Origin of the sequence: Hydrogenophaga sp. R2, from assembly GCF_049843595.1 — a bacterium.
GTDB lineage: Bacteria > Pseudomonadota > Gammaproteobacteria > Burkholderiales > Burkholderiaceae_C > Hydrogenophaga.
The window spans coordinates 1,602,693-1,621,316 of sequence record NZ_JBBHZN010000001.1 but is presented as its reverse complement, the minus strand read 5'-3'; the positions used below and the strand labels follow the sequence as shown (position 1 = coordinate 1,621,316).

17 protein-coding genes are annotated in these 18,624 nt (G+C 68.1%); 6 read left to right on the top strand and 11 right to left on the bottom strand.

What is annotated here, in order from left to right; genetic code table 11:
• Positions 1 to 18: 18 nt before the first annotated feature.
• On the bottom strand, positions 19 to 957 hold the full coding sequence (locus WD026_RS07855) for a DMT family transporter (protein WP_425723059.1): 939 nt from the start codon (positions 955 to 957) through the stop codon (positions 19 to 21).
• 164 nt (positions 958 to 1,121) lie between these two features.
• Here WD026_RS07855 and WD026_RS07850 point away from each other — a divergent pair, with 164 nt between their 5' ends.
• Positions 1,122 to 2,117 carry a quinone oxidoreductase family protein gene (locus tag WD026_RS07850; protein WP_425723058.1) on the top strand — a complete coding sequence of 332 codons (996 nt, stop codon included), beginning with the start codon at positions 1,122 to 1,124 and terminating at the stop codon, positions 2,115 to 2,117.
• 13 nt (positions 2,118 to 2,130) lie between these two features.
• On the opposite strand, the gene WD026_RS07845 is transcribed toward WD026_RS07850, so the two are convergent.
• The 4 genes from WD026_RS07845 to WD026_RS07830 form a co-directional block, all read right to left on the bottom strand.
• Entirely contained in the window at positions 2,131 to 3,297 is a 1,167-nt protein-coding gene (locus WD026_RS07845; protein ID WP_425723057.1) for an aminotransferase class V-fold PLP-dependent enzyme, read from the bottom strand.
• 104 nt (positions 3,298 to 3,401) lie between these two features.
• Entirely contained in the window at positions 3,402 to 3,923 is a 522-nt protein-coding gene (gene lspA, locus WD026_RS07840; RefSeq protein ID WP_425723056.1) for a signal peptidase II, read from the bottom strand.
• Positions 3,923 to 6,802: an isoleucine--tRNA ligase gene (ileS, locus tag WD026_RS07835; protein WP_425723055.1), complete on the bottom strand. Its 2,880-nt coding sequence runs from the start codon at positions 6,800 to 6,802 to the stop codon at positions 3,923 to 3,925. The genes lspA and ileS overlap by 1 nt, the downstream gene beginning before the upstream one ends.
• 126 nt (positions 6,803 to 6,928) lie before the next feature.
• Entirely contained in the window at positions 6,929 to 7,993 is a 1,065-nt protein-coding gene (locus WD026_RS07830; protein WP_425723054.1) for a bifunctional riboflavin kinase/FAD synthetase, read from the bottom strand.
• Positions 7,994 to 8,128: 135 nt separating this feature from the next.
• Here WD026_RS07830 and WD026_RS07825 point away from each other — a divergent pair, with 135 nt between their 5' ends.
• Positions 8,129 to 8,686: an HNH endonuclease gene (locus tag WD026_RS07825; RefSeq protein WP_425723053.1), complete on the top strand. Its 558-nt coding sequence runs from the start codon at positions 8,129 to 8,131 to the stop codon at positions 8,684 to 8,686.
• A 25-nt stretch (positions 8,687 to 8,711) separates the two neighbouring features.
• On the opposite strand, the gene WD026_RS07820 is transcribed toward WD026_RS07825, so the two are convergent.
• Both WD026_RS07820 and WD026_RS07815 read right to left on the bottom strand, forming a co-directional pair.
• On the bottom strand, positions 8,712 to 9,827 hold the full coding sequence (locus tag WD026_RS07820) for an acyl-CoA dehydrogenase family protein (protein ID WP_425723052.1): 1,116 nt from the start codon (positions 9,825 to 9,827) through the stop codon (positions 8,712 to 8,714).
• 13 nt (positions 9,828 to 9,840) lie between these two features.
• On the bottom strand, positions 9,841 to 11,022 hold the full coding sequence (locus tag WD026_RS07815; protein ID WP_425723051.1) for an acyl-CoA dehydrogenase family protein: 1,182 nt from the start codon (positions 11,020 to 11,022) through the stop codon (positions 9,841 to 9,843).
• A 135-nt stretch (positions 11,023 to 11,157) separates the two neighbouring features.
• Here WD026_RS07815 and purN point away from each other — a divergent pair, with 135 nt between their 5' ends.
• The gene (gene purN / locus WD026_RS07810) at positions 11,158 to 11,748 is read left to right on the top strand and encodes a phosphoribosylglycinamide formyltransferase (protein WP_425723050.1); all 591 of its coding nucleotides are present in this window, start codon (positions 11,158 to 11,160) and stop codon (positions 11,746 to 11,748) included.
• 6 nt (positions 11,749 to 11,754) lie between these two features.
• On the opposite strand, the gene WD026_RS07805 is transcribed toward purN, so the two are convergent.
• Positions 11,755 to 13,374, bottom strand: coding sequence for a peptide chain release factor 3 (locus WD026_RS07805; RefSeq protein ID WP_425723049.1), 1,620 nt, complete (start codon positions 13,372 to 13,374; stop codon positions 11,755 to 11,757).
• Positions 13,375 to 13,441: 67 nt separating this feature from the next.
• Here WD026_RS07805 and WD026_RS07800 point away from each other — a divergent pair, with 67 nt between their 5' ends.
• Together WD026_RS07800 and WD026_RS07795 are read left to right on the top strand one after the other, a co-directional pair.
• The gene (locus WD026_RS07800; protein WP_425723048.1) at positions 13,442 to 14,710 is read left to right on the top strand and encodes an RsmB/NOP family class I SAM-dependent RNA methyltransferase; all 1,269 of its coding nucleotides are present in this window, start codon (positions 13,442 to 13,444) and stop codon (positions 14,708 to 14,710) included.
• Between the two features lie 160 nt (positions 14,711 to 14,870).
• Entirely contained in the window at positions 14,871 to 16,097 is a 1,227-nt protein-coding gene (locus tag WD026_RS07795) for a DesA family fatty acid desaturase (protein WP_425723047.1), read from the top strand.
• Between the two features lie 87 nt (positions 16,098 to 16,184).
• Here WD026_RS07795 and rpmG read toward each other — a convergent pair whose 3' ends face one another.
• From rpmG to trxB, 3 genes are all read right to left on the bottom strand, one after another.
• Complete coding sequence (gene rpmG, locus WD026_RS07790) at positions 16,185 to 16,355, bottom strand: 50S ribosomal protein L33 (protein WP_086121134.1); 171 nt, start codon at positions 16,353 to 16,355, stop codon at positions 16,185 to 16,187.
• A 19-nt stretch (positions 16,356 to 16,374) separates the two neighbouring features.
• Positions 16,375 to 16,608, bottom strand: coding sequence for a 50S ribosomal protein L28 (gene rpmB, locus WD026_RS07785; RefSeq protein WP_056269541.1), 234 nt, complete (start codon positions 16,606 to 16,608; stop codon positions 16,375 to 16,377).
• A gap of 238 nt (positions 16,609 to 16,846) precedes the next feature.
• Positions 16,847 to 17,794 carry a thioredoxin-disulfide reductase gene (trxB, locus tag WD026_RS07780; RefSeq protein WP_425723046.1) on the bottom strand — a complete coding sequence of 316 codons (948 nt, stop codon included), beginning with the start codon at positions 17,792 to 17,794 and terminating at the stop codon, positions 16,847 to 16,849.
• 153 nt (positions 17,795 to 17,947) lie between these two features.
• On the opposite strand from trxB, the gene WD026_RS07775 reads away from it, so the two are divergent.
• On the top strand, positions 17,948 to 18,622 hold the full coding sequence (locus WD026_RS07775; RefSeq protein WP_425723045.1) for a Crp/Fnr family transcriptional regulator: 675 nt from the start codon (positions 17,948 to 17,950) through the stop codon (positions 18,620 to 18,622).
• Positions 18,623 to 18,624 lie beyond the last annotated feature (2 nt).

Genomic DNA, 18,624 nt, shown 5'->3' with positions numbered 1-18,624 from the left:
GGCAGGGCGCGCGGTGGGTCAGCGCCGCGAGCTGACCACGATGCCACCCACGATGAGCGCGAATCCCAGTGCGTGGTACGGCTGGGGATGCTCGCCCAGCAGGGCGGTCGACAGCAGCGCGGCAAACAGCGGCGTGAGGTTGGCAAAGAACCCGGCCACGGCCGGCCCCACGCGGGCCACGCCGGTGCCCCAGCAGCGGTAGGCCAGCAGCGACGGGCCCAGGGTGACGAACAGCAGGGCGGCGGCCAGCGGCCAGCCCCACTGCACATGCGACTGACCGGCCGGCAGGGCGGGCAGCAGCTGCCATTCCACCGCCGACAGCAGCCCCGACCAGGCCACACCCATCACCATCTGCGCCATCAGGAAGGCGGCCCAGTCGGCCTTGATGGCGGGCGGTTCGCTGCCCGGTGCCGGGCGGGCCAGCAGCCAGCTGTACCAGGCCCACAGGATGGCCGCCAGCAGCATGAGTGCATCGCCCGGCACCAGCCGCACCGCCAGCAGGCCGTGGATGTCGCCGCGCGAGAGCACGGCCATCACGCCGCACAGCGACAGCACCGCGCCCAGGGCAGCCCGGCCGCTCACCGGCACGCCATAGAACAGCCGGCCCAGCAGCAGCATCCACACCGGCGTGCTGGCGGCCACCAGGGTGACGTTCACCGGGGTGGAGGTCTTCAGGGCCAGGTACTGCAGCGCGTTGTAGCTGCCCACGCCCAGCATGCCCAGCAGCGCAAAGCGCCGCCAGTGGGGCCACAGGCCGCTGCCGCGCCGCAGCACCCAGCCCGCCAGCGGCAGCAGGATCACCACGGCCAGCGACCAGCGCAGCGTGTTCAGCAGGACGGGGGGCACCAGCCCGTTGACCATGCGCCCCACCACCGCATTGCCAGCCCACATGAGGGGCGGCATGAGCAGCAGCAGCACGGTGGTGGCAGAGAGGCGGGCAGTGAGCGCATTCGACATGGCCCGCACTGTATCAACCGGGTCATGCCCCGGCGGGCGTCATGGGCGGGACGCTGTCGCGCAGGCGCGGTGGTGGATTCGTGGCAGCATCGCTGCCGTGCAGCCCGGCATGTTGCCGGCCCCGACATCCGCACACCGCCACCCACAACACGAGGAGATTCCCCATGTCCGACACCACCAGCCGTGCCGTGCGCATCCATGCCACCGGCGGCCCCGAGCAGCTCGTCATCGACAACGTCACCGTCGGCGAGCCCGGCCCCGGCCAGGTGCGCATCCGCCACCATGCCATCGGCCTGAACTTCATCGACGTCTACCAGCGCACCGGCCTGTACCCCAACACCATGCCGCTGGCCCTGGGCATGGAAGGCGCCGGCGTGATCGAGGCGGTGGGCGAGGGCGTGACCCACCTCAAGGTGGGCGACCGCGCGGCCTATGCCGCCAACCCGCCCGGCAGCTACTGCGATGTGCGCGTCATGCCCGCCATGAACGTGTGCCGCCTGCCAGACGCCATCAGCTTCGAGACCGGCGCGGCCATGATGCTCAAGGGCCTGACCGCCCAGTACCTGCTCAAGCACTGCAAGCCGGTGGAAGGCCTGCAGGCCGGCGACTTCGTGCTGTTCCACGCTGCTGCCGGCGGTGTGGGCCTGATCGCCTGCCAGTGGGCCCGCGCCCTGGGCCTCAAGCTCATCGGCACCGCCGGCAGCGACGACAAGTGCCAGCTGGCCCTGGAGCACGGTGCCAGCCACGTCATCAACTACCGCACCGAAGACTTTGCCGCCCGCGTCAAGGAGATCACCGGCGGCAAGGGCGTGAAGGTGGTGTACGACTCGGTGGGCAAGGACACCTTCGACAAGTCGCTGGACTGCCTGATGCCCTTCGGCCTGATGGTGAGCTTCGGCAACGCCAGCGGTCCGGTGGCCCCGTTCGCCCCGGGCGCACTCGGCCCCAAGGGCTCGCTCTACCTGACCCGCCAGACCCTGTTCTCGCACATCACCACGCGCGAGCGCACCCAGGCCATGGCCGACGACCTGTTCCAGGCCGTCACCAGCGGCGCGGTGCACATCCGCATCGATCAGCGTTTTGCGCTGACCGACGTGCGCAAGGCCCACGAGTCGCTGGAAGCGCGCAGCACCACCGGCTGCACCGTGCTGCTGCCCTGACGGCAGCGCCGGCTCAGGCCGGCTGGGGTTGCGCCGGAGCAGCCACCGGCGCCACCTGCTGCAGTGCCCGCTCCAGGCGCTGCACCGTGGCCGGCACGTCGTGCCACTTGTCCAGGCCGAACAGGCCCAGGCGGAAGGTCCGGAAGTCCGGGCCTTCGTCGCATTGCAGCGGCACGCCGGCAGCGGTCTGCAGGCCCACGGCCAGAAATTTCTTGCTGGACTGGATGTCGGCGTCGGTGGTGTGGCTCACCACCACGCCCGGCGCCTGGAAGCCCGGCGCCGCCACGCTGGCAAAGCCGTGGCGCTCGGTGAGTGCCCGCACCGAACGCCCCAGGGCGATCTGCTCCTGGCGCACCCGCTCGAAGCCATAGGCCTCGGTCTCGGCCATGGTCTGCTGCAGCCGGGTGAGTGCGTCGGTGGGCAGGGTGGTGTGGTACGCGTGCCCGCCGCCTTCGTAGGTTTCCATGATCTGCAGCCACTTCTTCAGGTCCATGGCGAAGGTGGTGCTCTGGGTGGCGTCGATGGCGGCGCGGGCCCTTTCGCTCAGCATCACCATGGCGCAGCAGGGAGAGCTGCTCCAGCCCTTCTGCGGTGCGCTGATGAGCACGTCCACGCCGGTGGCGCGCATGTCGACCCACATGGCACCCGAGGCGATGCAGTCCAGCACGAACAGGCCGCCGGCGGCATGGGTGGCGTCGGCCACGGCGCGCAGGTAGTCGTCGGGCAGGATCATGCCGGCCGAGGTTTCCACGTGCGGGGCGAACACCACGGCGGGCTTCTCGCGGGCGATGGTGGCCACCACCTCGTCGATGGGGGCGGGCACCCACGGGGCCTGGGCATCGGTGCGGCCATCGGCCCGACGGGCCTTGAGCACGGTGTGGCTGGCCGGGATGGCGCCCATGTCGAAGATCTGGGTCCAGCGGTAGCTGAACCAGCCGTTGCGCAGCACCAGTGCGTGGCGGCCGGTGGCGAACTGGCGTGCCACCGATTCCATGCCGAAGGTGCCGCTGCCGGGCACCAGCACCGCCGAGTGCGCGCCGTACACCGACTTGAGCATGCGCCCGATGTCGGTCATGACGCGCTGGAAGCGCTGGGACATGTGGTTGAGGGCGCGGTCGGTGTAGACCACCGAGAACTCGTACAGGCCGTCGGGGTCGACGTCGGGCAGCAGGCCGGGCATGGCGTGTCTCCTGGCTGGGGTCAATCGGGGTGGGGGCCCCGTGCGGCTGCGTTGGCCGCGCGGCGGGAGGGGCAGGGTAGCACAGGCACCCTGCCGGCGCCATGTCAGCGCCCGCGCCGCACCCGCAGGATCTCGTCCAGGATCAGCGCGATGGCGCCGATGGTGATGGCCACGTCCGCGATGTTGAAGGACGGAAAGTGCCCGCCCCGGAACAGCGGGGAGAGGAAGTCGAAATGGAAGTCCAGCCAGTCCACCACATAGCCGTGGATCAGCCGGTCGATCACGTTGCCCACGGCACCGCCCAGGATGCACGACAGCGCGAAGGCGAACAGCTTCTGGCCCGGGTGCGAGCGCAGCATCCACACGATGAAGATCGTGGCCGCCACGCCGATGGCGGTGAAGAACCAGCGCTGCCAGCCACCCGCACCCGCCAGGAAGGAGAAGGCCGCACCGTGGTTGTGCACCCTCACCACATTGAAGAACGAGGTGATGCGCGTGCTGTCGCCGAGCTGGTAGTAGCCCAGGATCAGCACCTTGGTGAACTGGTCGACCAGGAAGAGGGCCAGGGCCAGGCCCAGCCAGGGCCACAGCCCGGCGCTGGATCCCTTGCCCGCCGCGCGTGCCATCAGGCCACCGTGCGGGTTTCGCCCGCGCCGAACAGGTTGCTGGTGCAGCGGCCGCAGATGCCGGGGTGCGCCGGGTCGTGGCCGACGTCGTCGCGGTAGTGCCAGCAGCGCTCGCATTTGGTGGCGGCCGACGGGGTGACCTCGATCACCACGCCCGAGCCTTCCTCGCGCACCAGCAGTGCCTTGGAGGTGATCAATACGAACTTCAGGTCGCCGCCCAGGCTGTGCAGCGCGTCGAACACCGGGCCCGAGGCCTTGACCACGATCTCGGCCTGCAGCGACGAACCCACCTCGCCGACCACACGGCGTTCCTCGATCTTCTTGTTGACCAGTTCGCGCACCTGCAGCACCTCGCCCCACTTGGCCAGCAGGGCTTCGTCGGGCTGGGGCAGATCGGCAAAGGTCTCGAAGAAGATCGAGCCCTGGTTCTTCGCGCCCGCCAGCACCGGCCAGGCTTCCTCGGCGGTGAAGCTCAGGAACGGCGCCATCCAGCGCAGCATGGCATGGGTGATGTGGTGCAGGGCGGTCTGCGCACTGCGACGGGCATGGCTGTCGGGTGCGGTGGTGTAGAGGCGGTCCTTGAGCACGTCCAGGTAGAAGGCGCCCAGGTCTTCCGAGCAGTACACCTGCAGCTTGGCCACCACCGGGTGGAACTCGTAGCGGTCGAAGTGCGAGCGCACCTCGGCCTGCATCTGCGCGGCGCGGGCCAGGGCGTAGCGGTCGATCTCCAGCAGCCGGTCCAGCGGCACGGCGTGGGTGGCGGCGTCGAAGTCGGACAGGTTGGCCAGCAGGAAGCGCAGCGTGTTGCGGATGCGGCGGTAGGCGTCCACCACGCGGGCCAGGATCTTGTCGTCGATGTTGAGGTCGCCCGAGTAGTCGGTCGAGGCCACCCACAGCCGCACGATCTCGGCGCCCAGCTTGCTGGTGACCGACTGCGGCTCCACCGTGTTGCCCAGGCTCTTGCTCATCTTGCGGCCCTGGCCGTCGGTGGCGAAGCCGTGGGTCAGCAGGCCCTTGTAGGGCGCGCGGTCGAACAGGGCGCAGCCCAGCAGCAGCGAGCTGTGGAACCAGCCGCGGTGCTGGTCGTGGCCTTCCAGGTACAGGTCGGCCTCGGGGCCTTGCGCGTGGGACGCCCCGTTTGGGTAGGCCTTGGCGTGCGAGCCGCGCAGCACGTGCCAAAAGGTGGAGCCGGAGTCGAACCACACTTCCAGGATGTCGGTGCTCTTGGTGTAGTGGGGTGCGTCGGCAGCACCCAGGATCTCTTCGGTGGTCACACGGCTCCAGGCCTCGATGCCGCCTTTCTCGACGATGTCGGCCGCCTGGTCGAGGATCTCCATGGTGCGCGGGTGCAGCTCGCCGCTGTCCTTGTGCAGGAAGAAGGGCACCGGCACGCCCCAGCTGCGCTGGCGCGAGATGCACCAGTCGGGCCGGTTGGCGATCATGTCGCGCAGTCGGGCGCGGCCGTTCTCGGGGTAGAAGTCGGTGCCGTCGATGGCGTCCAGCGCCAGCTGGCGCAGGGTGCGCGGCGCCTTGTCTTTCGTGAACACGCCTTCGCCTTCGTCCATGCGGATGAACCACTGCGCGGCGGCGCGGTAGATCACCGGCGTCTTGTGGCGCCAGCAGTGCGGGTAGCTGTGGGTGATGGCCTGCGTGGCCATGAGGCGGCCGTGCTCGCGCAGCGTCTCGATGATGACCGGGCAGGCCTTCCAGATGTGCTGGCCGCCGAACAGGGGCAGCTCGTCGGTGTAGACACCGTTGCCCTGCACCGGGTTGAGGATGTCGTCGTAGGCCATCCCGTGGGCCACGCAGCTGTTGAAGTCGTCCACGCCGTAGGCCGGGGACGAATGCACGATGCCGGTGCCGTCGCTGTCGCTCACGTACTCGGCCAGGAACAGCGGCGAGAGGCGGTGGTAGCTGTACTTGCTGCTGCCGCTGTCGATGTGGTGCAGCGGGTGGCGGAACACCTGACCGCGCAGGGCCTCGCCCTTGGCCGTGGCCAGCACCGTGCCTTCCAGGCCGTAGCGCTCCAGGCACTTCTCGACCAGGCTGGCACCCAGCAGCAGCACGCCGCGTGGCGTGTCCACCAGCGCGTATTCCAGCTCGGAGTGGGCATTGAGGGCCTGGTTGGCCGGGATGGTCCAGGCGGTGGTGGTCCAGATGACGGCAAAGGCCGGCTTGCCGGCGGGCAAGGCGCTCAGGCCGAAGGCCTGGGCCAGGCTGGCCGGGTCGTTGGACTCGAAGGCCACGTCCAGCGTGTCGCTCTTCTTGTCGGCGTATTCGATCTCGAACTCGGCCAGCGAACTGCCGCAGTCGAAGCACCAGTACACCGGCTTGAGGCCGCGGTACACGAAGCCGCGCTCGATGACCCGCTTGAAGGCGCGGATCTGCCCGGCCTCGTTGGCCGGGTCCATGGTGCGGTAGGGTCGCTCCCAGTCGCCCAGCACGCCCAGGCGCTTGAAGTCCTCGCGCTGCTGCGCGATCTGCTCGGTGGCGTAGGCGCGGCTTTTGGCCTGCATGTCGTCGCGGCCCAGGTTGCGGCCATGCAGCTTCTCGATGGCGTTCTCGATGGGCAGGCCGTGGCAGTCCCAGCCGGGGATGTACTGCGCATCGAAGCCTGCGAGCTGCTTGCTCTTGACGATCATGTCCTTGAGCACCTTGTTCAGCGCATGCCCGATGTGCAGCTTGCCGTTGGCATACGGCGGGCCGTCGTGCAGCACGAACAGCGGGGCCCCCTGGCGGGCATCGCGCAGGCGGCGGTAGAGGCCGCTCTCGTTCCACTCCTTCACCCAGCCGGGTTCGCGCTTGGGCAGGTCGCCCCGCATCGGGAAGGGCGTCTCCAGCAGGTTGACGGGGTAGGCGTTGGGGGTCGTGTCGGACATGGCGGGCGGCTCGGTGGGGGCTTCGACAGGCTCAGCCCGAACGGGTGTCGGGTACAGGGTGACGAGGGGAAGGGCTCCGTTCGCCCTGGGCCTGTCGAAGGGCGGCGACCGGTGAGGCGGACAGCCTCAAATTCGGTCGCGGGTGGTCTGCCGGTGGGTCTGCGTGTGCAGGGATGCAAAGAACGCACGGGCGTCATCGCAGTCGCGGGCAATGCCCCGGGTCAGGGCATCCAGACTGTCGTACTTGAGTTCGTCGTGCAGTTTGTGCAGCAGTTCCACGCGCACGATTTTACCGTAGGCCTCTGCGCCGGGCAGGCGACGGGCCAGCTCCGCCGGCCATTCCAGGCAATGGGTTTCGAGCAGCACGCGCCCGCCGTTCACATCGTCCGGGTCGAGCGAGGGCCGCACCCCCAGGTTGGCCACGCCGGGCAGCGGGGTGTCCCACAGGCCATGCACATGCACCGCAAAGATGCCGCTGGCCGCCGGCTTCCAGTGCGAGAAGCGCAGGTTCAGGGTGCGGAAGCCGTCGCGGGCGCCCGGTTGGGTTTCGCCCAGTTCACGGCCCAGCTTGCGGCCGTGCACCACGTGTCCGCTGATGGCATAGGGCCGGCCGAGCAGGGCGGCGGCGTCCTGCATGCGGCCTTCGGCCAGCGCCTCGCGCACCGCCGAGCTGGACACCCGCAGGCCGTGCACCTCGTAGCTCTGCATGCGGGCCACGTCGAAGCCCAGGCGGGAACCGGCCGCGTCCAGCATGGCGTAGTCGCCGGCGCGGCGCGCACCGAAGCGGAAGTCGTCGCCCACCAGCACATAGCGCACGCCCAGGGCGCCCACCAGCGTGTCTTCGATGAAGGCCTGCGGGCTCTGCGACGCCAGCCGCTCGTTGAAGGGCAGCACCACGCACTGGTCGACGCCGCAGCGGGCCAGCTCTTCGAGCTTGTCGCGCAGGGTGGCGATGCGGGCCGGTGCCAGTTCGGGCTTGCGCTGCATGGCGGCAAAGAAGTCGCGCGGGTGCGGCTCGAAGGTCATGACGCAGGTGGGCACGCCCCGGTGCCGGGCCTCGTTCTGCAGCAGGGCCAGCATGGCCTGATGCCCCCGGTGCACGCCGTCGAAGTTGCCGATGGTCAGGGCACAGGCACCGGGCAGGGCGGGCGCGCCGTTCGGGCGGTTCCAGAGACCGCGGATGATCTTCATGCAGTGAGGCGGGTATGTTCTGTGGGCAACGGCGAGCCGTCATCAAAGCTTGCTATATTGGCACAGGAAAACGCATGCCCCCGGGGGAAGTGCCTCCGGACCGGTTCGGTGACTCGTTGAACGAAGGAGCCCGTTTTGAAGGTCTTGAAGCTCTCCGCCCAAGGTCTGCCTCAGTCCTGGATCAGCCTGGAAGAGGCGGTGCTGCATTACGCGGCGGATGAGGTGCGCTGGGAAATGGGGGCCGAGATCGCGGTCTTCCATGGCGGGCACAACGCCATCACCGGGCGCCAGTCGATCATCACGGTCAACTCCATCATCGGCACCCAGGGCGTGCCGCGCATCAATCCCTTCGACCTGCGGCCCACGCTGACCAACAGCAAGCTGTTCTCGCGCGACCGCAACGTGTGCGCCTACTGCGGCGAGCATTTCCACGAGGACGACCTGACCCGCGAACACATCCAGCCGCTGGGCCAGAAGGGGCGGGACACCTGGATGAACGTGGTCACGGCCTGCAAGTCGTGCAACCACCGCAAGGGCAACCGCACGCCCGAACAGGCCCACATGCCGCTGCTGTATGCGCCGTATGTGCCCAGCCTGTGGGAGGACTTCATCCTGCGCAACCGCCGCATCCTGGCGGACCAGATGGAGTTCCTGATGTCCCACCTGCCCAAGACCTCCCGCCTGCACGCCTGAGCGCGCGGGCGGTGGCCCGGGGCGGTCAGGCGAACACGCCGGCGGTCTCGGTCATGCGGGCCGACACCTCGCCCAGGTGGTGCAGGGTGTCGCCGAAGGTCATCTCCAGCTGGGTCAGCTTCTTGAAGCAGTGGCTGACGATGTATTCGTCGGTCACGCCGATGCCGCCGTGCAGCTGCACCGCCTGCTGGCCCACGAAGCGCATCGACTGCCCCAGCTGCACCTTGGCCCGCGCCATGGCAGCGCGTCGCTCTTCGGTCGGTGCGTTGAGCTTGAGGCTGGCGTAGTAGCTCATGGAGCGGGCCAGTTCCAGTTGCATCTTCATGTCGGCCACGCGGTGGCGCAGGGCCTGGAAGGTGGCAATCGCCACACCGAACTGCTTGCGCGTGTTCATGTACTCCACGGTGATGGCCAGGGTCTTGTCCATCACGCCGACCGCTTCGGCACACACGGCGGCGGTGCCCACGTCCACGGCGTGCTCCAGCGCGGTCAGGCCGTCGCGGGTGATGAGCTGACCGGCCGCGCCGTCCAGATGCAGGTCACCCGCACGGCTGCCGTCCTGGGTGTGGTGACCGGTGGTGCGCACGCCGTTGGCGCCAGCTTCCACCAGGAACAGGGCGATGCTGCCGTCCAGTTCGGCCGGCACGATGAAGGCCTGCGCCTGATCGGCCACCGGCACCAGGTTCTTGGTGCCGCGCAGCGTGTAGCCGTTGCCCGACGCCGTGGCGGTGGTCTGGCAGCGGTCCAGGCGGTAACGTGCGCCGCGCTCCTGCTGCGCCAGCACCACCAGGGCCTCGCCACCGGCGATGCGCGGCAGCCAGGCCGACTGCAGGTCGGCACCGGCGTAGCCCTGCAGCACGGCGCTGGCGATCAACGTCTGGCCCAGGGGTTCGAGCACCATGCCGCGACCCAGCTCTTCCATCACCACCATGGCTTCCACCGGGCCCATCCCCAGGCCGCCGTGGTCGTCGCTCACATACAGGCCGGCCAGACCCAGGCCGGCCAGTTCGCCGTAGGCTTCGGCCGAGTAGCCGCCGGCAGCCACGATGGCGCGGCGGCGTTCGAAGTCGTAGCCCTTCTCGACCCATTTCTGCACGGCGTCGCGCAGCGCGACCTGGTCTTCGGAAAAATCGAAATCCATGGATGTCTCCTGATCAGCCGAGCACGGTCTGCGCGACGATGTTGCGCTGGACCTCGTTCGATCCGCCGTAGATCGTGGTCTTGCGCATGTTGAAGTAGGTGGAGGCCAGCGGGGCGTTGGCCAGCGTGCCGCCGGGGAAGTCGCCCTGCCAGCCGGCTTCCATGGCCTCGAAGATGAAGGGCAGGCTGTAGGGGCCGGCGGCCAGCATCATGAGTTCGGTGTATCGCTGCTGGATCTCGCTGCCGCGGATCTTGAGCAGGCCGGCGATGTCCAGCGAGCTCTTGCCGGACTTCTCGGCCGACAGCACGCGCAGCACCATCATCTCCAGCGCCACCACGTCCACCTCCAGCAGGGCGATCTGGTCGCGGAAGCGGCTGTCTTCCCACACGCCCTCGGCCTTGGCGATGCGCTTGAGGCGCTCCAGCTCGCGCTTGGCGCGGTTCACGTCGGCGATGTTGGTGCGCTCGTGGCCCAGCAGGTACTTGGCATAGGTCCAGCCCTGGTTCTCTTCGCCCACCAGGTTCTCGGCTGGCACCTCGACGTTGTCGAACCAGACCTCGTTGACCTCGCATTCGCCGTCCAGCAGCTTGATGGGACGCACCGTCACACCGGGCGACTTCATGTCGATCAGCAGGAAGCTGATGCCGGTCTGCGGCTTGCCTTCGGTGCTGGTGCGCACCAGGCAGAAGATCCATTCGCCGTACTGGCCCAGCGTGGTCCAGGTCTTCTGGCCATTGACGATGTACTTGTCGCCCTTGCGCTCGGCGCGGCACTTGAGCGAGGCCAGGTCCGAACCCGAACCCGGTTCGCTGTAGCCCTGGCTCCACCACACCTCGCCGCTGGCGATGCCGGGCAGGTGGCGTTCCTGCTGTTCCTTGTTGCCGAACGCCATGATGACCGGCGCGACCATGACGGGACCGAAGGGCACCACGCGCGGCGCACCGGCCAGGGCGCATTCCTCTTCGAACAGGTGGCGCTGCACCGCGTTCCAGCCCGGGCCGCCGAACTGCTTGGGCCAGTTCCAGCCCAGCCAGCCCTTCTTGCCCAGGATCCTGGCCCAGCGCTGCATGTCGTCGCGCGACAGGCGCAGGGCGTTGTGCACCTTGTGGGCGATGTCGGCGGGCAGGTTCTCCCTGACCCAGCCACGGATCTCTTCGCGAAACGCCTGCTCTTCGGGCGTGAAGGCCAAATCCATCGGATGTCTCCTGTTCAAGCCCCGCAGCATGGGGCGATCTGATACCGGGGGCAGTTTCGCACGGGCGTTCGATTCCGTCCTGTCCGGGCTGCGACAAAACCGACCCCCACCGCCGGCTTATTACACTCCCGGCCCATGTCTGCCGTCGACCAACCCATCGTCATCCTCATCTCGGGCAGCGGCTCGAACATGGCCGCCCTGGTCGAAGCCTCGAAGCAGCGCCGCTGGGCGCAGCGCTGGGGCGCTCAGGTGGTGGCGGTCATCAGCAACCGGCCCGATGCGGCCGGTCTGCTATGGGCGCGGGAGCAGGGCCTGGCCACCGCCGTGGTGGACCACCGCCAGCACGACGGCCGCGAAGCCTTTGACGCCGCCCTGATGCAGGCCATCGACGCCCACCGCCCGGCCCTGGTGCTGCTGGCCGGCTTCATGCGCATCCTCACGCCCGGTTTCGTGGCGCATTACGAGGGGCGGCTGATCAACATCCACCCCAGCCTGCTGCCGGCGTTTCCCGGCCTCAGGACGCACCAGCGCGCCATCGAGATGGGCTGCCGCTTTGCGGGTGCCACGGTGCACCGCGTCACCGCCGAACTCGACCACGGCGAGATCCTGGCCCAGGCGGTGGTGCCGGTGCTGCCCGGCGACACGCCCGAGGTGCTGGCCGAGCGCGTGCTCAGCCAGGAACACCGGATCTACCCCGAGGCGGTGGAGCGCCTGCTCAGCGCCTGACGGCGGTCACATCGACTTCGCGAACACCAGGCCGGCGTGTTCCCGCATGGCGTGGAACTTGATCTTCGGCCAGTTGGCTTCCACCGCGCGCAGCGTGGCCATGTGGTCCAGCAGCACGGTGGGCGCGTCCACCGCATCCAGCGCCACGCGGTGGGCGTTGGCGTCGATGAAGCGCTTGAGCTCCTGCTCGCCGCCATCCTCGGGGGCGCAGGTCACCCAGCGTGCCACGTTGTACGAGCTGCCGGTGATGCGCGCCTTCACGCCGTATTCGTGCTCCAGCCGGTGGGCCACCACCTCGAACTGCAGCTGACCGACCGCCCCCAGCAGCAGCACGCTGCCGGCCACCGGGCGGAACACCTGGATCGCGCCTTCCTCGCCCAGCTGGGTCAGGCCGGCGCGCAGCTGCTTGGTGCGCAGCGGATCGGCCACTTCCACGCTGCGGATGATCTCCGGTGCAAAGAAGGGCAGGCCGGTGAACTGCAGGCTCTCGCCCTCGGTGAGCGTGTCGCCCAGCTGCAGCACGCCGTGGTTGGGGATGCCGATGATGTCGCCGGCAAAGGCCTCGTCCAGCAGCTCGCGGCGCTGGCTCAGGAAGCTCACCACCGTGTTGGGGCGCAGTTCCTTGCCGCTGCGCACCACCTTCAGGCGCATGCCGCGCTCGAAGTGGCCGCTGGCCACGCGCACGAACGCGATGCGGTCGCGGTGCGCCGGGTCCATGTTGGCCTGGATCTTGAACACCACGCCGGTGAACTTGGGCTCCACCGGCTCCACCACGCGCTGGATGGCCGGGCGCTCGGCCGGCGGCGGCGCCAGATCCACCAGGGCGTCGAGCACCTCGCGCACGCCGAAGTTGTTGACGGCCGAGCCGAACAGCATGGGTGTCTGGGAGCCTGCGAGGAAGGCGTCCTTGTCGAAGGCCGGCGAGGCGCCTTCCACCAGCTCCAGCTCGTCCCTGGCGGTGCTCCATTCCATGCCGAAGCGCGCGGCGCTCTCGGCGTTGTCGAGTCCGGCCAGCACTTCCTCGTCGCCGCCGCGGCGGTCCTCGCCGGCGGCAAACACCCGCATCTGGTCCTCGCGGCGGTCGTACACGCCGCGGAAGGTCTTGCCCATGCCCACCGGCCAGGTGAAGGGCACCACCGTCATGCCGAGTTCGCGCTCGATCTCGTCCATCAGGTCCAGCGGCGCCTTGACCTCGCGGTCCATCTTGTTGATGAAGGTCAGGATGGGCGTGTTGCGCGCCCGGCAGACCTGCAGCAGGCGCCGGGTCTGGGGCTCCACGCCGTTGCCGGCGTCGATCACCATCAGGGCCGCGTCCACGGCGGTCAGCACGCGGTAGGTGTCTTCGGAGAAGTCCTGGTGGCCGGGGGTGTCGAGCAGGTTGATGACGCAGTCGCGGTACTCCATCTGCATCACCGAACTGGCCACCGAGATGCCGCGCTGCTTCTCGATCTCCATCCAGTCGGAGGTGGCGTGGCGCGCGGCCTTGCGGGCCTTGACCGAGCCGGCGATGTTGATGGCGCCCGAGAACAGCAGCAGCTTCTCGGTCAGCGTGGTCTTGCCGGCGTCGGGGTGGGAAATGATGGCGAAGGTGCGGCGGCGGCGCACCTGATCGGAAATGTCAGGCATAGCCCGCGATTATCGGTCCCGGCCCGTCTGTCCCCTGAGGGCCGACCGGGATGACGACAATACGGGGATGCATCCCAAAGCCCTCCTTGACGAATGCGCTGCCCTGATGGAGCAGGTGTTCCGTTTCGACCACCCGGCCGACGCCGTGCTGGCCCGCTTCTTCCGCGAGAACCGTTCGCTGGGTTCGCGCGAACGCGCCACCCTCTCCGACACCGTCTACGCCGCCCTGCGCGAGCGCCTGAAGTTCGAGTTTCTGGCCCGTTCCGGCAGCGGCTCCAAGTGGCGGCGCCTGGCCATCCTGGGTTTTCCGGGCGACCGCGACTTCCTCAAGAGCGCCTTGTCCGAGCCCGAAAAGGTGTGGCTCGACCAGTGCGCCACCGCCACCGACGCCGATTTCCTGCCCCAGCACCGCCACAACCTGCCCGAGTGGCTGGCCCAGGCGCTGCAGGCCCAGCTGGGTACCGAGTTCGATGCCCTGGCCGCCAGCCTGCTGCAGCCCGCGCCGCTGGACCTGCGGGTCAACAGCCATAAGGCGCGGCGCGAAGCCGTGCTGGCCTCGCTGGAGAAGACCGGCCTGCAGGGCCAGGCCACACCGTACTCGCCTTTGGGCATCCGGATGCAGGGCAAGCCTTCGCTGGCCCGCTGGGACGCCTTCACCCAGGGCGAGGTGGAGGTGCAGGACGAAGGCTCGCAGCTGCTGTCGCTGCTGGTGGCGCCCAAGCGCGGCGAGATGGTGGTGGACTTCTGCGCCGGTGCCGGCGGCAAGACGCTGGCGCTGGGTGCGGCCATGCGCAACAGCGGCCGGCTCTATGCCTTCGACACCTCGGCCCACCGGCTCGACGCGCTCAAGCCACGGCTGGCCCGCAGCGGGCTGTCCAACGTGCATCCCGTGGCCATTGCCCATGAGCGGGACGACCGGGTCAAGCGGCTGGCCGGCAAGATCGACCGGGTGCTGGTGGACGCGCCGTGTTCCGGCCTGGGCACCCTGCGCCGCAGCCCCGACCTGAAATGGCGCCAGACCCCCGAGACCGTGGCCGCCCAGGCCCGGCTGCAGCTGGCCATCCTGACCAGCGCCGCCCGCCTGCTCAAGCCGGGTGGCCGGCTGGTCTATGCCACCTGCAGCCTGCTGGTGGAGGAGAACGAGGCGGTGGCCGAGGCCTTCGGCCAGGCCCACCCGGACTTTTCGGTCCTGCCGGCCGCCCAGTGCCTGGCCTCGGCCCAGGTGCCGGGTCCGGACGCGCTGTGTGCAGGCGAAAGTGCTCAATGGCTGCGTTTGTGGCCTCATCGGCATGCAACCGACGGCTTCTTCGCTGCCGTCTGGCAGAAAAAGCCTTGAAAACCGGGGTTTGATCCCACATGACGGGAAGGGGGCGGATTCCGGCCTCTTTTCGGTTGGTGATTTGAACCCCCGCACCTAAAATCGGGTCCCATGCGAGCGCCCCTGTCCGGCGCTCCCGGCTCCTGCCTTGTTCCCTGGACAGTCTCTTAGGACTTCAATGATTGCTTCCGATTCCGGCTTGTTCACCACCCTCCACGACGGCCTGGTGAACTTCCTCAGCAACGGCATCACCGGCGCCAGCTGGTGGCAGGTGCTGATCGTGGCGCTGGTGTTCACCCACATCACCATCGCCAGCGTCACCATCTACCTGCACCGCCATTCGGCGCACCGCTCGCTGGACCTGCACCCGATTCCCTCCCACTTCTTCCGCTTCTGGCTGTGGCTGACGACCGGCATGGTGACCAAGGAGTGGACCGCCATCCACCGCAAGCACCACGCCAAGTGCGAACACGAAGGCGATCCCCACAGCCCGGTGGTGTTCGGCATCAAGAAGGTCTTCTTCGAAGGCGCCGAGCTGTACCGCGCCGAGGCCAAGAACCAGGAAACCCTGGACCGCTACGGCCACAACACCCCCAACGACTGGGTGGAGCGCCACATCTACACCGGCCGTTCGCGGCTGGGTGTGAGCCTGATGCTCATCATCAACGTCTCGCTGTTCGGTGCCCTGGGCCTGAGCGTGTGGGCGCTGCAGATGGCCTGGATCCCCATCACGGCAGCCGGCATCATCAACGGCATCGGCCACTGGTGGGGCTACCGCAACTTCGAGGCGGCCGACGCCAGCACCAACATCTCGCCCTGGGGCATCATCATCGGTGGCGAGGAACTGCACAACAACCACCACACCTACCCGACCTCGGCCAAGCTGTCGGTCAAGCCGTACGAGTTCGACATCGGCTGGATGTACATCAGCATCCTCAAGTCCATGGGTCTGGCCTCGGTCAAGAAGGTGGCCCCGCGCATGGCCTTCGGTGATGTGAAGCCGGTGGCCGACGAGAAGACGCTGGAGGCCATCATTGCCAACCGCTACGAAGTGATGGCCGGCTACGCCCGCGAGATGCGTGCCGCCTGCCAGCGCGAACTGGAGTCGCTGCAGTCCCGCAGCAGCGACACCGCGCTGGCCCAGGCCGCCCGCCGCTGGCTGCACCGCGACGACGACAAGGTGCCGGCCGAGGTCAAGCCGCAGCTGGCCCAGATCCGTGCCGAGCACCCGGTGCTCGACAAGATGGTCACCATGCGCGAGGAACTGCGCGCCCTGTGGTCCAGCACCACCGCCACCCGCGAGCAGCTGGCTGCCGACCTGCAGGCCTGGTGCCGCCGTGCCGAAGACAGCGGCATCGCTGCCCTGCGCGATTTCTCCATCCGCCTGCGTTCGGCCCACGCCTGACGCGCATGCGATGCCCGGGTGCGAGCCCGGGCAGGCAACAAAAAACCCGCTGGATCACAGCGGGTTTTTTTATTGGGGTCGGCCGAATCACTTCAGCTTGACTTCCTTGTAGTCGACGTGCTTGCGAGCGACCGGATCAAATTTCTTGATCAGCATCTTCTCGGGCGTGGTCTTCTTGTTCTTGTCGGTGGTGTAGAAGTGGCCGGTACCCGCAGTGGATTCCAGCTTGATCTTTTCGCGTCCGCCTTTGGCTGCCATGTCGGTTCTCCTTCAGCGATCAGGCCTGGCCGCGCGCGCGCAGATCCGCGAGCACAGCGTCGATACCGTTCTTGTCGATCAGGCGCAGGGCAGCGCCCGACACCCGGAGGCGAACCCAGCGGTTCTCGCTCTCGACCCAGAAACGGCGGTATTGCAGGTTCGGCAGGAACCGGCGCTTGGTCTTGTTGTTGGCGTGGGAAACATTGTTTCCCACCATGGGCTTCTTGCCCGTTACGTCGCAGACGCGTGCCATGAGGACACTCCGATCGATCAAACAGCCGGCACACAGGTGCATTGCGCATCGGTGCAGCGCCGGCCTCACCTCGCCATGAATGGGTGGCGGTAACCCATGAAGGCAGGCTTCAGCCCCCAGTGGAGCTTCCAGCTTGCCCTCGATCGCGAGTTCCCGGCAGGCCGGAAACTACAGCAAAGCCCGCGATTATAACCATGACCGGGCCGAAGTGCCCAACTGACCCGGGGAGCGGGCCGGATCAGCCGGCCTGCTGCTCCAGGTAACGCTGGGCGTCCAGGGCGGCCATGCAGCCGGTGCCGGCGCTGGTGATGGCCTGGCGGTAGACATGGTCCTGCACGTCGCCGGCGGCAAACACGCCGGGCACGCTGGTCATGGTGGCCATGCCCTGGAGGCCTGAGCGGGTGACGATGTATCCGTCCTTCATCTCCAGCTGGCCCTTGAAGATGTCGGTGTTGGGCTGGTGGCCGATGGCGATGAAGCAGCCCTTGACGGCCACCTCCTCGGTGGCGCCGGTCTGCACGTTGCGCAGGCGCATGCCGGTCACGCCGGTCTGGTCGCCCAGCACCTCGTCCAGGGTGCTGTGCAGCTTGAGCTCGATCTTGCCGGCCTTCACCTTGTCCATCAGCTTGTCGACCATGATGGCCTCGGCCTTGAAGGTGTCGCGGCGGTGCACCAGGTAGACCTTGCTGGCGATGTTGGAGAGGTACAGCGCTTCCTCGACGGCGGTGTTGCCGCCGCCCACCACGCTGCAGACCTCGTTGCGGTAGAAGAAACCGTCGCAGGTGGCGCAGCCGGACACGCCCTTGCCCATGAAGGCGGCCTCCGACGGCAGGCCCAGGTACTTGGCCGACGCACCGGTGGCGATGATCAGGGCATCGCAGCTGTATTCGCCGCTGTCGCCCTTGAGCACGAAGGGGCGGCGGGAGAAGTCGACCGCGTTGATGTGGTCGAACACCATCTCGGTCTTGAAGCGCTCGGCATGGGCCTGGAAGCGCTGCATCAGGTCGGGGCCCTGCACGCCATGGGCATCGGCCGGCCAGTTGTCCACGTCGGTGGTGGTCATGAGCTGGCCACCCTGGGCGATGCCGGTGATCAGCACCGGATTGAGGTTGGCGCGGGCGGCGTACACGGCGGCGGTGTAGCCGGCAGGGCCGGAACCCAGGATCAGGACTTTGGCGTGTTTCATATGGCACAAGCCCCAACAGGACGGCGGGGCATTTGGTTTAGAGTTGCTGGGGAGTCGATTGCTGGCGCCGAGCATGCGATGGTCGCGCGGTGCCACCCTGCGGAATTGTAGGGAAGCTGGCCCGGGCGTCGGGTCGTCAGCCGGAATACACGCATGTCCATCCTGTCCAATCTCGACCTCATCCGCCGCGTGCCCCTGTTCTCGTCCCTGACGCCCGCCCAGGCCGAGGCCATCGCCGATGCGGTGGTCAAGCGCCGTTTCAAGCGAGGCGAATGCATCGTGGAGCAGGGCAAGAAATCGAACTGCCTGGCCATCGTGCTGACCGGGCGGGCCAGGGTGGTGACCACCGACAGCCGCGGGCGTGAAGTGATCCTGGCCACCATGAACCCGGGCGACTACGTGGGCGAGATGAGCCTGATCGACAACCAGCCGCATTCGGCCACGGTGCGCTGCGAGGTGCAGACCGACGCGCTCATCCTGGGCCGGGCCGAGTTCGCCCGCTGCCTGCCGGAGAACTCGTCCATGGCCTACGCCGTCATGAAGGGGCTGGTGCAGCGCCTGCGCCATGCCGACCGCAAGATCGAGTCGCTGGCGCTGATGGACGTGTACGGCCGCGTGGCCCGCGCATTGCTCGAGTTCGCCCAGCCGGACAAGGACGGCCAGCTGGTCATCAAGGACCGGGTGTCGCGCCAGGACGTGGCCAAGATGATCGGCGCCTCGCGCGAGATGGTCAGCCGCGTCATGAAGGACCTGGAAGACCGTGGCTTCATCGAGGTCACCGAGACCGGAGCGACCATCGTCAAGGAACGCCTCACCGCCCTGGGCTGATG